The organism is Chryseobacterium sp. 7 (assembly GCF_003663845.1).
Taxonomy (GTDB): Bacteria; Bacteroidota; Bacteroidia; order Flavobacteriales; family Weeksellaceae; genus Chryseobacterium.
On record NZ_RCCA01000001.1, the window covers coordinates 2,000,679 to 2,014,124 of the forward strand.

A 13,446-nucleotide genomic window follows, 5' to 3' on the forward strand; every position below is an offset into this window, starting at 1 on the left:
TAAAAAGCACAGCCGACAATGCTGTGCTTAAATTTTTATTTCAAATTTAATTGCAATTTCAAGAGTAGTAAGAAAAGCAAATAAAGTTTCCACTTCGATGTTTATTACATAGTAAATGTAGTAATAATTTTAATACAAAATATGAATTTAATGTTAAAATTCACAAGTTATCCACAATTTGTTGTGGATAACTTGTGGGATCTTTGGAACTACTGCTCAGAAAGGTATCTTAATACAAAATCGTTCAAGGTTTTTTTCTCCTCATCCGTTCCTTTATTGTCCATATGCCCATGATTGATAAGAGTAGGCTGTACCATCATATGATACTTTTTCTGTTCTTCTCCATTGGGTAATACTCCTTCATCAGCCGGATAATCATTAGAGCGTAAAGTATACACTCTAGGAACAGACGTTCTAGGCAGAAACATTCTCCGGTTATCCATAGTGATCAGTTTATACACCAGATTAGGATGCTGATTGGTGAATAATGCCGCCATATCACCTCCATTAGAGTGTCCTATGAGAATCAGATGTTGGTAATCCAGTTCCGGTTTTGTCTTTTTAAGCTCATTCAGTACAAACAGAATATTATCCGAACCATTTTGCCAGAAAGGTCTTCTTAAGATCTGCAAATTCCCTTCTGTCGGTAAAAGACTGTCTGTGGTAAGCTCATGCTGAATGCTTACGGTAAAATAGCCTTTTGAAGCCAGTTTTTCCGTTAAATACGAATATACAAAATAATCTCCGCCCTTATTAAAGCCATAACCATGATTGAATATAATAATCTGTTGATTAGGAATTTTCTTATTTGTTTTAGGATAGTAAAAAGCAACCGGAATCTTACGGTTTCTGCTTTGGTCAAAGAAGGTTAAAGTATCCAGCTTTACTTCATAATCTCTATTTTCAGTATTTTTCTTTTGCAGGGTGCAGCCTGTCATAAAAATAGAAGCTGCAATAAGAACGGATAGAGTGTACTTCATGAATTGGTTTTTATGGGACTGAATAAAAGAATGACCTTAATTCTTCCGCAAATATATGAGGTAATTCCAACGCGGCAAAGTGTCCTCCTTCATTCATCTTTTTAAAGCTGGTCACATTCAGAAAACGTTCTGCCCATTCTTTTGGAAATTGAGCCTCGCGGGGAAATACAAGTATTCCTGCAGGAACATTGCTTTTTTGATGAACCTGTGTTCCGCTCCATAAAGCGGCTGTATCTTCCTTATACATTCTGGCAGAAGAACCTATAGTTTGAGTTACCCAGTAAATCATAATATTCGTTAGTAATTCATCTTTTCCTCCAAATGCTGTTTCAATCAGTTCCGGTGGCGCGCCTGCATTGGTAAAGCTTATGATCCAGGCTGCCAGTCCGGTAGGAGAGTCATTGAGACCATATGCTAGAGATTGTGGTTTGGTAGACTGTACCATGGCGTAAGCTCCTTCACAGTACCACCATTGCTGAACGAATTGTGCGAAAGCCTGCTCCTCTTCACTCATTGTTGTGAAATCTTCCTGACCGGTAGGATATCCTACATCGGTAAGGTGAACGGCTTCCAGTACTTCAGGGTATTTTGAAGTCAGTGCTTTTACTACGCCCATCCCGATATCTCCACCTGCAGCACAGAATTTTTCATAGCTAAGCACTTCGGTCATCAGTTTTTTCCAGAGATCTGCCACCTTTTCACTGCTGACTGCTGTTTTATCAGAAAAACCAAATCCGGGAATGGAAGGAATAACGAGATCAAAACTATGTTCTCCCTCTATAAGCAAAGGAATAATTTTATGAAAACGATAATAGCTGTCCGGCCAGCCATGAGTAAGAATCAATGGTTTTGGATGGGGGCCTTTTCCCCTTATGTATTGAAAATGAATCAAAATTCCGTCTATCAGTGCGATATACTGAGGATATTGATTCAATTGCTGTTCATGCATTCTCCAGTCATAATTGTTGATCCAGTAGTGGGTAAGTTCTTTCAGATAAGTTTCGTTTGTACCGTAGCTCCACCCGGAATTTTCGGGTTCTCCGGGCCAGCGGGCATTTTGTAAGCGATTTTTAAGATCAGTGATAACCGATTCGGGAATGTTTACTGTAAATGGTTCCATATTTTTTATATTTTATTGGTGTGTGTTGGTTTTGTAAAATACTGTTAGTAAGATGGTTATCAAAGTTAAAAACTTTCTCTTTTAATAAATGTTGTCAAAATCATAAATTTTTTGATTTTTTAATGAAGAAAAATAGGTAACTTTAATTCATTAAAATCTCGTAATACATATTACTATGAGTCAGGTGTTATTTTTAACCCTGAACATCTTAGGTTCAATTTTCTGAACCCAATACCTAATTATATCATATTTAAAAGGAAAGACAATATGTCGTTTGCAGTATCAACGGTTATTAGCGGTTAATCTGTTGTTGATTGTTGATATTTAATATTAAAAAAATCATTATGGAAATCTATACAATAGCCATCATTGGCGGAACCGGAAAATCCGGAAAATATCTGGTAGAAAATCTTCTTGAGAAAGGATATCATCTTAAACTTTTAGTAAGAAATCCTGAAAATTTCACCCTTCAAAACCCACTCATTGAAGTTGTAAAAGGAGATGCAAGAGATGAAACGGCGATAGATAAATTGATTGAAGGGACTGATCTTGTTATGAGTACTTTAGGTCAACCAAAAGGGGAGAAGTCTATATTCAGTGATGCTGCAAAAAATATCATCTCTGCAATGAATCATTATGGGATTAAACGTTACATTGTAACAACTGGTCTGAGTGTAAATACAGCATCTGATCATAAAAATGAGAGGGTAAATATGGCTACAGACTGGATGTATCAGAACTATCCAGAAACAACAGCAGATAAGCAAAAAGAATATGAAATTCTTCTGGAAAGTAACCTCGACTGGACTTTAGTAAGATTACCATTGATTCATCTTACAGAAGAAAATTTTTCAATAGAAACAAATCTTACGGACTGCAAAGGTGAAGGAATCAATGCAGGAGATCTGGCTGAGTTTCTGGCTTCCCAGATTGAAGATTCTGAATACATACAGAAGAGTCCGTTTTTGTATAACCTGAAAGGGTAAAGAATATTTAAAGAAGAAGCTGTCTCAATAATCTGGCTAGTGGATTTTTGTCATTCTGACGAAGGAAGAATCCCGTTAATAATCAACAACATGGGATTCTTCATTACACTTCATTTCATTCAGAATGACAATTTCGAGACAGCTTCTTTTAATTCTTATAAGAGTTTTATTTTTTTCGCCCATACATCAAAATGCGCTTGAATGCATAAATGGCCGGATATTTTGTAAACCTTTTTGCAATACGAGATTTAAATTCAGAGATGAATTTTTCTTTCTGTTCTCCTTCTAAACGTTCTAAATAAGGCAGTAGTGCTGTTCCTGAGATAAAAGCGTATAAGGCTTCGTGATCGTCTGCAATAATAGGATAGACCTTCTGCAATATTTCAATATCCTGAATTCCGTTGTCAAATAATATCTGTGCATAATCATCCATAGACAGTACGGGAGAATCTCGGTTGAAGTGATTTAACTGTGATGCATAAGGCTCTTCATCTGCCATTTTCGTTAAAATTTGGTTCAGAATATTTTCTTTCTGAACGGGCATTTGGATGGCTAATTGTCCGTTTTGTGAAAGCAAGCCAATGATTTTAGGAAATAAAATTTCGTGATCATCAGCCCATTGTAAAGCGGCATTACTGAAAACAAGATCCCATTTCTGGTCAGACTGTGCTGTTTCTTCAATAGTCTGAAGCTTAAAATGCAGATTTTCATTCTCGTACTTCTTCGATTTCTCAAGCATTTCTGCCGATGAATCTATTCCGAGAAAGGTGGAGCCTGTCAGTTTTTCAGCCAGAATAGAAGTCTGTTCTCCGGTACCACAGCCTAAATCAATGGCTTTTATATTATTTTCAGGTTTGATTAATGCTGCTAAATCGTAAAAGGGTTTGTAACGTACATCTTTGTACTGATCATATAATTCAGGGTTCCAGGGCATAAAAATAATTTTTGTAATGGTTGAATAAAGATAGGAAATCTCAATAAAAAATCGGCTGTTTTTATAACAGCCGATTGTATTTATTGTTCCAGTTTTTCTTTGATATATTTTGCGGTGTGAGACTTCTTATTTTTTGTCAGATCTTCAGGTGTTCCTGTAAATACGACTTCTCCACCATGTTTTCCGGCTTCCGGACCGATGTCAATAATATGGTCGGCACATTTGATGATATCAGGCTGGTGCTCAATAACAATCACGGAATGTCCAAGATCAATCAATGCCTGTAATGATTTCAATAATTTCTGAATATCATGGAAGTGAAGTCCTGTGGAAGGTTCGTCAAAGATGAATAACGTTTTATCTGTTGTTACTCCTTTTACAAGGAATGAAGCCAGTTTCACACGCTGTGCCTCACCGCCGGAAAGGGTAGAAGAGCTTTGTCCCAACTGTAAATAACCTAAACCTACTTCCTGTAAAGGTCTCAGCTTCGTTACAATTTTGTCTTCATTATTATCTTTAAAAAACTCCAATGCTTCATCTACAGTCATGTGAAGAATATCAGAGATGTTTTTCTCATCAAATCTTACTTCAAGAATTTCATTCTTGAATCGTGTTCCTTTACAAACTTCACATTCAAGCTCAATATCTGCCATAAACTGCATGGACACATTGATTACACCTTCTCCTTTACATTCATCACATCTTCCGCCATCTACGTTGAAAGAAAAATGTTTAGGCTTATAACCCATCATTTTAGCTACTTTCTGCTTGGCAAAAAGATCACGGATATCATCGTAAGCTTTTAAGTACGTTACAGGGTTTGAACGGGAAGATTTCCCAATTGGATTCTGATCAATCAGTTCAATATTTTTGATCAGTTTTTTCGGGAATTCTACAGAATCATAGTCTCCTTTTTTACCCCCCATTCCGAGCTGAATCTGGATATCATTGGTAAGGATTTCTTTCATCAAAGTAGATTTCCCACTTCCTGAAACTCCGGAAATGACTACAAGACTTTCCAAAGGTACGTCTACATCTATATTTTTAAGATTATTCTGACGGGCTCCTTTAATGTGAATCCATTCTTTTGCTTTTCTTCTTTTCTTCGGAACTTCTATTTCAAGTCTTCCGGTAAGATACTCTGAAGTAAGGGTATTGGCTTTTTTCAGATCTTTGTAATCTCCTGCAAATACCAGTTCCCCACCAAGATAACCTGCTTCCGGACCAATATCAATAATATAGTCGGCAGCTCTCATTACATCTTCATCATGTTCTACCACAATAACGGTATTTCCAAGGTCACGAAGGTTTTTCAATACTTCGATCAGATTTTCTGTGTCTTTGGAGTGTAACCCGATAGAAGGCTCATCTAATATATAAATGGAACCTACCAAAGAACTTCCCAGGCTGGTTGCCAGGTTGATTCTCTGACTTTCCCCTCCGGAAAGGGTATTGGACGTTCTGTTTAATGTTAAATATCCTAATCCTACTTTTAATAAGAATTCCAGACGGGTTGTGATTTCGTAGATCAGTCTTTTGGCGACTTCTTTGTCGTGATCTGAAAGCTTTAATCCATTGATTACAGGTGCCAGTTCATCTAAAGGAAGCTCAATCATGGACTGGATGTTGTGTCCGTCTACTTTTACCCAGCTTGTTTCTTCACGAAGTCTCAATCCTTCACAGGTAGGACAAAGAGTTTTTCCTCTGTAACGGGAAAGCATTACTCTATACTGGATTTTATAAAGGTTTTCTTCAAGCATTTTGAAGAAATTATTGATACATGGGAAATTACCTTTTCCGTCACCTTTCCAAAGGAAGTTTTTCTGTTCTTTGGTTAGCTGATGATAAGGCTTGTGAATAGGGAAATCACCTGCTTTTTTGATGAAATCTTTTTTCCATTCGCTCATGGTTTCTCCTCGCCAGCATACAACGGCATCTTCGTAAACAGACAACGTTTTGTTAGGAACTACAAGATCTTCGTCAATCCCGATTACTTTTCCATATCCTTCACATGCCGGGCATGCTCCATAAGGGTTGTTAAAGCTGAAAAAATGAACGTTGGGTTCCAGGAACTCCATGCCGTCCAATTCAAATTTATTGGAAAATTCTTTTACTTTTTCAGTATCGGTGTTTTTTAATGAGCAATAGCCGCGTCCTTCATAGAATGCCATTTGAATAGAGTCTGCAAGCCTTTGTAAAAAACTTTCGTCTTCTTCATAGGAAAAACGGTCAATCACAAGATTGATGGTCATTCCCTTTTCAGGAGTGAATCCAAAGCTTTCCAGATCTTCAATTCCGGCCAGATTTCCATTGATTTCAAGCCTTGTGAAACCAGCCAGTTTTAAAATATTCAGGGTTTCTTTAAAATTGTCTGCATCGTATTCTAACGGAGCTGTCAATAGAAAAGAAGTATCCTTTTTAGAAGCTTTGATGAAATCAACCACATCAGAAACCGAATCTTTTTTCACTTCTTCTCCGGAAACCGGTGAAAAGGTTTTCCCGATTCTTGCAAATAAAAGCTTCATATAATCATAGATCTCCGTAGAAGTTCCTACAGTAGAACGAGGATTGGAAGAAATTACTTTCTGCTGAATGGCAATAGAAGGTGCAAGTCCCTTGATGTCATCTACTTTTGGCTTTTCTAATTTTCCCAAAAACTGACGGGCATAAGAACTTAAACTTTCAACGTATCTTCTCTGTCCTTCTGCATAAATAGTATCAAAGGCCAAAGACGACTTGCCGCTTCCTGAAACCCCTGTGATAACAATCAGTTTGTTCTTCGGAATCAGGACGTCTATATGTTTCAGATTGTTAAGATGTGCATTCTTAACGAAAATCTGTTTTTTTATATCTATTTCTGTTGTATTAGCCATATTTTGTTTGTTCATATAAAAAACTGTACAGCATTCGGCTGTCAGTCATGGTGTTCTGCCTCAGAATATTCCGGGGCTGTCATCAATTGAACTTTTATCTGTATCCCTGCATTCATCAGATATTCTGTGTCTGCATTTCTTAATATTACCGACAGAATTTCGGTTGAAAAAGGAATACTTTCATCGTAAAATTTAGACCCACAAAATTACGAAATTTTAGCGGAAATTTTATGTTTATATTATTGTTAAAAATTATTATTATAAATGTAAAATAAGAAGACAAAAGTGGAAATATTAATGATGAAAAGAGAGAAAAGTAACTGTTTTTTGTGGACTTATTATTGTTTTATAGCTTATAATACAGGATTTTATATGACTTTTAAAAATACATTGTATTTTTTTACTCAAGTATTGTTTTATGTTGTAAAATTATTTAAAATTGTATCCGTAAATATGTAATATAGAAATGAGAAAATTATTCAGAGATCTAGTTACACATTTAATGAGAAAAAGATAGAATTACTCCCTCACACAGATGCAGCTTTACGCTGCATCTTTTTTTATGACAACTATCATTTGCCTGTCTTGGTGAACTCCCTTACTTTTGACCCTGTTAAAAAAACTACGGAAACAATTATGATCAAAAAGATAGGAAGTGCTTTTTTTCTGGGATCTTTACTTTGGGTAAATGCACAGGAAAAGACAACGGATATTGAAAGCATTGAATTTCAGGGAAAATTTATCTCCACTCCTTATAAAAGTGCCAATCAGAACATCAGTGTGATTACCAGAGAAGATATTGTAAATTCTCCGGCTAAAAGTATTGATGAAATTCTTCAGCAGGTAACAGGAATGGATATCAGAAGGAGAGGAACTAATGGGGTACAGAGTGATATCAGTTTCCGTGGAAGTTCTTTTGAGCAGGTTCTACTGCTTCTGAACGGAATCAGAATGAATGACTCCCAGACCGGACATAATAATATGAATATTCCGGTAGATCTGGATGACGTAGAAAAAATAGAAATCATAAAAGGGCCGGCTGCCAGACGTTTCGGGCAGAATGCTTATGCCGGGGTTATCAATATTATTACCAAAGCTACACCTGGAAAAAGAGTAAAGATCAGTGCAGATGGAGGAGATTACGGTACTTATGGTCTCGGGTTCAATGCCCAGATTGGAAATGAAAAATTCACAAACTCTCTTCAGGCAAACTCTGCTTCTTCAGAAGGATATATGTTTAATACGGATTATGAGATCAGAAATGTATTTTATCAGGGAAAACTGAACATCAAAAATGGAGACGTAAGGGTTCAGGCTGGTTTTTCTGAAAAGAAATTCGGGGCTAATGGCTTTTATGCTTCTAGTGCCGCAACGAAGCAGTATGAGGAAACGCAGGCTTCTATCGTAAGTGTGGCACATCAGCAGACTTTTGGAAAACTTAAGCTTAATTCTAATGTGTATTGGAGAAGAGGACAGGATATGTACCTTTATGACAGATGGAACCCGGATTTTTACCGAAATATGCACATTGGAAATAATGTGGGTGGAGAAGTGAATTCCAGCTACCAATGGGGATTGGGAACCACCGGAATTGGTGTTGAATTGAGAAAAGAATTTTTAGCGAGCAGTAATCTGGGCGACAGAAACCGTTTTGTATCTCAGGTTTTCTTTGAACATCATTTTTCATTACTGGATAAAAAACTGAACATCAGTCCGGGAATTTCTTGGGCAAACTATTCGAAGGAAGGAAATTTCTTTTATCCGGGACTGGATGTAGGGTATAACTTCAATCCTAATCATAAAGTATACGGAAACATTGCAAAAGTACACCGTATCCCGACTTTTACGGATCTGTATTATATCAGTAAAACAGAACAGGGAAATCCGGATTTACAGCCTGAAAATGCTTTGTCATCAGAGGTTGGCTACCAATATCAGGATAATAAGATTTTAGCTAAAGTAAGCGGGTTTTTAAGAAATTCCAGCAACTCTATTGACTGGGTGAAAAAGGATATAAACGATAAAGTTTGGTATGCCCAGAATGTAGGAGATATCAAAACCAAAGGGATTGAAGCAGAGTGGAGTCACAGACCGCTGGACTGGTTAAAATATACAGTCGGATATACGTATATCGACAGTAAATATGATGAAAAGAATGGATTGGTTTCAAGATATATATTGGATAATCTGAAGCATCAGCTGGTTTCTAAATTAGAAGTGAAATTCCTGAAAAACTTCACGAATGAGCTTGTTTACAGGTATAATGAAAGGGTAAACTTAGGAAGTTATAATTTACTAGATGAAAAGTTGAGCTTTGCTAAAAAAGACTACTCTGTGTATGTGCTGATTAACAATATTACGAACACACAATACACGGAAGCGTTTGGGGTAGCCATGCCGCAAAGGTGGTTCCACATTGGTTTTTCTTATACAATTAATATTAAGTAAATGTTAATTTGAAATGAATAAAAGTTAATATTAACAAATTGTTAAAAAATATACATTTGCAAAAATTTTTTATGAAACGTCTTATAGGCTTAGGTTTACTCCTTGGAATTTCTTTTTTTAAAGCACAGGAACACATTTCCAGCTTCAATGCAGTGACTCTGACCTATAAGTTTCATCCTAAATTTTTCCTTTATGCGGAAGGGCAGATGCGTGGTAACGAAGATTATACCTACCCGGATTATTATGAAATAAAAGGGGGCTTAGGGTATAATCTTACCAAAAATCATAAACCTTTTGTAGGGCTTGGAAGATATGTGAATTATAAAGACCACAGCTTAAGCAGAGAAGAATTCAGGGTATGGCTGCAGGACGTTATTGATGTCAAAAAAGGCATCGTAAAGTTTGAAAACCGTTTCCGTGCTGAGAAGAGCTGGTTTTATGAGCCCAAAACAGATCTGACTTCCCAGAGAATGCGTTACAGATACCGCCTGAATATAAGTGTTCCTTTAAACTCCAAAACCATCGAAAAGGGAACTGTTTTCGCTAATGCCTATGATGAGGTTTTCTTTGTAACTCCCATGAAGCCTACTTTTGCCAGAAACAGAGTCTATGGCGGTTTCGGCTATCAGATTGATGATTATTTTGGTATTGTGAGCGGATATCTTTGGCAGCGTGAATTTGAAGCAAAAGGAAACAAAAATTTACATTTTATTTATCTTGCTTTAAACATCAACATTGATGGTACAAACCACCACACAAAGACTTACGATTTCCCGGGTGCGGATTAATTCTTGTTTAAATCTGCCTGAAAATTTAGCAGCTCCAGTTTAGAAGTAAGATAATGGTCATTCAATAAGGCCTGATATTTTTCAATGACTACTGATATAGCATTTACTTCATTTTCAAGGTATTTGTCCTTATTAAAATAAATATATTCAGAGTTTACAAATTCCTGTAAGAGGGTTTTATCTTCAAGCTTTAAGCCGTCTTTATAAGCTGAATTTTCAATCAGTTCCTTAGTCTTGAGCTTAAACGGTTCTTCTGCTTTCAATAGTTTGGCTCTATGTTGTCGGATTTCTTCAAAAGGTAGTGTAACAGCCATAAACTGCAGGTATACCGTAAAATCATTAAGGCTTTTCTGGAATACATCGAACTCCCTGTCTATTACAGCAAAATTTCTATATTTGCTAAGAAGTTCCTTCTTAATATCTTCATTGGAAAAATGATAATAATGCTGAAAAATAGCTTTATCATTTTCCAGGAGCTCTTCTTTTACTCTTTTCAGTTCACTTTCCAGTTTAGGGATAAGACCTGAGGCATCCTTTGCTTTGTATAAAGTACCGTCAAATCTGAATGTTTTTATCTCTTTCGGATAAGAGGCCAGATACTGCAGCGTCTGAATATCACCTTCTATTCCTGATTTTTCATAGACTAAAGATACTTTTTTGTCACTGAAAAAATCTTCATCATGGTGAGAAGAAGCATCAGAAATTACAGATTCAATATTTTCTATAATAGGATTGTGTCTTTCGTAATATCCATTGAAATTTGAGCTGAAGGTTTTATAGATATTATTATCCTGGTACAGTTGGATGAAAGTTTCATCCTCAATCATTTCTCCTACATTTTTGACGGTACGTAAAGTCAGGTATTTTGAGGTCATGATTTCACAGATCTTATCAAATCCACTGATGATTTCTTTGGCGTATCTGTGGTCTGTAGCTGTATTTCTGGTTTCGTTTGTTTTAATCCTTTCAATTCTTTTTAAGATATCGGGATGTGAAGTCCACTGATCTTCAATTTCTATTCTGGATTTATTATAGCGGGTAAGATCTTCAGCGTCTATTTTTGGAAGTCCGTTTACGTAAGGATGATTATTTCTTTCAGATATAATTTTCATCAAAGAAAACTGGTTGCTGTAAAGGTCTTTCGGAAGATACTTTTGATTGCTTTCAATATAAAAATTAAAAGAACTGTTAAAAGCAACATCGCTTAGTTCCAGCCTCAATAAAGATGAAGCCTGTTCCTCTGGATTCGTAATATAAGTTGAAATAGCATCTGCATGGTATTCCATTTCTCTTTGCAGCGAAGCATGATTTTTGAAAAGGAAATTAGACATACTTTTAAGAACAGACTGAAATGCATTGATAAAGCTGACAGAAATTAAACCGAAAATCTTAAAAATAGCATTCCCTCCAGAAAATTCCATGATGAAGTTTTCGTAATCTTTATTGTTATATACGGTTTCGAAAATTATTTTTTCAGCCTGATTTACATATCCGCCCACTTTCATGCTTTTTTGAGAGAAATGCCCGAACTCATGAGCCAGAATAGTTCTCAATTCTCCCACACTGGTAGTGTTGATGAGTCCAACGCCAATGGTCAGATTTTTCTTTACCGGCAAAAACATACTCCAGAAAATAGAATTATAACTTACACTGGCGTTTACATCCGGTGAAAGAAACACTTTTTGCGGAGCTTTCACTTTTGTTTCAGCTACAATTTCATCAATGATCGCAAACAGATCTGGCTGCTGAGACCTGTTAACTTCCAGTAAATGCTTTGTACTGTAATGGTTTTTTCTGAAAATGAACTTAACAAGAAATATAAACACAAAAATACCGACACTCAGGAGTCCTCCCGCTCCTAAGACTGTAAAATAATTGACAGAAATACTCAGCACTTTTATGGCTCCATATCCTAATAAGAATACCATGAGCAAAGAAGCAAGTATAAGAATCAGATAGATCAGGAAAAAAACTGAAATGGATACAATAGCAGATACCAGCTTAGACTGGTAAGCCGATGAAATTTTGGGTAGGTTATTAGTCATGTGTGTTTTATTAATATTTCTCTATCAGGTAACGATAGGCTTTCAGGTATTTATTGAATCTTTTGATGTCTTTAGGAGTAAGCTCTCTATTTACTCTTCTGAGGTCCATATTGTCACGAAGGTCATTCATTTTTACCGCAACAGAAAGGAGGGATCTTTCTGTTCTTTTGATAAATTCATCATAATCTTCTTCAGGATCAAATTTGGTAAGACAGCTGATGGCGAAAATAATATATTCAGGAAATCCTTCAGATCTTAAATAATCAAGACTGAACTCTTGTGGATGATCTTCTACTACATCATGCAGTACTCCTACAATTTTTTCGTCCAGTGTTTTACCATAATTCATCACACGCATTACGTGGCCAATGTATGGAGCATGGTATTTGTCGGTTTGTCCTTTATGAGCCTTATCGGCAATTTTGATTGCTTTATTCAGTAATTCTTCTTTTGTCATTGCTAATGAAAAATAGAATACAAAAATAGAAAATGCCTTAAAAACTAAGGCATTTTTATTAAAATTATTTCAGGTGATTTTATGAATTGCTTTCATCCTCTACAGGTGCGTGCGGAGCATTGTTTTTTACGGATTCTATGCCATTTTCCATTCCGTTGTCAGATTCATACATCTGGCTGGTTCCTATGATCTGGCCGTTTCCAGCTTTAAGATTAAAATAACATCTGCCGTCATTGGCTTTATTTCTTTCAAACTTTAAATCTTCCTGAGCGTTGATTTTTACAGACCCGATTCCGTTTTCGCAGGATGGCTTTGTGCTGTAACCCTGACTGGTTAAAATAACCTGTCCGTTTCCTGCCTTAAGGTTAAACTGAAAGTCTCCGTTTGTTCTTTTAGAGATGATAAATTTTCCCATGGTAATAGTTTTTGTGATTATTTGGATGGTATTAGTTTTTTAGGATCTGCCTGAATTTTCTCTGGGGTAATGACATTTAAAATTTTGTATTGTGAATGATCTTTTGAAGGTTCTTTCAGGGCAAGATAGATAAGGGTATCATCAGGTTTTTTTATCAGCATTTTATACAGTCCTTTTTGCTGATCTTCTTTCAAACCAAACGATCCGGATAGTTTTTCTGTCTGCAGTTTTTTTATAGTATCTGTTTTAATAAGCGATCTGAAAAGATCCTTTTTTTGAGCCGTCAGTGCGACAGAGATAAGGAGTAGGGGAAATAATATAATTTTCATGTGTTATTTAATTTAAAATAAAAATAATATTTTTTTTTGAATAAAACCATTGAATATCAGGAAATTCAATG

General features: G+C 36.0%; 11 protein-coding genes. 3 read left to right on the forward strand and 8 right to left on the reverse strand.

Annotation, left to right across the window (positions count from 1 at the left end; genetic code table 11):
* Positions 1 to 209 precede the first annotated feature (209 nt).
* Positions 210 to 980, reverse strand: a complete 771-nt coding sequence (locus CLU97_RS09175) for an alpha/beta hydrolase (RefSeq protein ID WP_121487656.1) — start codon at positions 978 to 980, stop codon at positions 210 to 212.
* A 10-nt stretch (positions 981 to 990) separates the two neighbouring features.
* Entirely contained in the window at positions 991 to 2,100 is a 1,110-nt protein-coding gene (locus CLU97_RS09180) for an epoxide hydrolase family protein (RefSeq protein WP_121487657.1), read from the reverse strand.
* A 344-nt stretch (positions 2,101 to 2,444) separates the two neighbouring features.
* Between CLU97_RS09180 and CLU97_RS09185 the strand changes: the two genes are divergently transcribed.
* Complete coding sequence (locus tag CLU97_RS09185; RefSeq protein WP_121487658.1) at positions 2,445 to 3,086, forward strand: NAD(P)-dependent oxidoreductase; 642 nt, start codon at positions 2,445 to 2,447, stop codon at positions 3,084 to 3,086.
* Between the two features lie 166 nt (positions 3,087 to 3,252).
* Here the strand turns inward: CLU97_RS09185 and CLU97_RS09190 are convergent, their stop codons facing one another.
* On the reverse strand, positions 3,253 to 4,020 hold the full coding sequence (locus CLU97_RS09190; protein ID WP_121487659.1) for a methyltransferase domain-containing protein: 768 nt from the start codon (positions 4,018 to 4,020) through the stop codon (positions 3,253 to 3,255).
* An 80-nt stretch (positions 4,021 to 4,100) separates the two neighbouring features.
* Positions 4,101 to 6,893 (reverse strand): excinuclease ABC subunit UvrA, encoded by a 2,793-nt coding sequence (gene uvrA / locus CLU97_RS09195; protein ID WP_121489689.1) that lies wholly within the window; start codon positions 6,891 to 6,893, stop codon positions 4,101 to 4,103.
* 636 nt (positions 6,894 to 7,529) lie between these two features.
* Here uvrA and CLU97_RS09200 point away from each other — a divergent pair.
* Positions 7,530 to 9,341, forward strand: a complete 1,812-nt coding sequence (locus CLU97_RS09200) for a TonB-dependent receptor plug domain-containing protein (protein ID WP_121489690.1) — start codon at positions 7,530 to 7,532, stop codon at positions 9,339 to 9,341.
* A 71-nt stretch (positions 9,342 to 9,412) separates the two neighbouring features.
* Entirely contained in the window at positions 9,413 to 10,129 is a 717-nt protein-coding gene (locus CLU97_RS09205) for a DUF2490 domain-containing protein (RefSeq protein ID WP_121487660.1), read from the forward strand.
* On the opposite strand, the gene CLU97_RS09210 is transcribed toward CLU97_RS09205, so the two are convergent.
* The 4 genes from CLU97_RS09210 to CLU97_RS09225 all read right to left on the reverse strand — a co-directional run bounded on the left by CLU97_RS09210 (position 10,126) and on the right by CLU97_RS09225 (position 13,375).
* Entirely contained in the window at positions 10,126 to 12,174 is a 2,049-nt protein-coding gene (locus CLU97_RS09210; RefSeq protein ID WP_121487661.1) for a M48 family metallopeptidase, read from the reverse strand. The two genes, CLU97_RS09205 and CLU97_RS09210, sit on opposite strands and share 4 nt — an antisense overlap.
* Positions 12,175 to 12,184: 10 nt before the next feature.
* Complete coding sequence (locus tag CLU97_RS09215; protein WP_121487662.1) at positions 12,185 to 12,631, reverse strand: phosphohydrolase; 447 nt, start codon at positions 12,629 to 12,631, stop codon at positions 12,185 to 12,187.
* A 79-nt stretch (positions 12,632 to 12,710) separates the two neighbouring features.
* Complete coding sequence (locus CLU97_RS09220) at positions 12,711 to 13,046, reverse strand: YegP family protein (protein WP_121487663.1); 336 nt, start codon at positions 13,044 to 13,046, stop codon at positions 12,711 to 12,713.
* 17 nt (positions 13,047 to 13,063) lie between these two features.
* Positions 13,064 to 13,375 (reverse strand): hypothetical protein, encoded by a 312-nt coding sequence (locus tag CLU97_RS09225; RefSeq protein ID WP_121487664.1) that lies wholly within the window; start codon positions 13,373 to 13,375, stop codon positions 13,064 to 13,066.
* Positions 13,376 to 13,446: the final 71 nt, after the last annotated feature.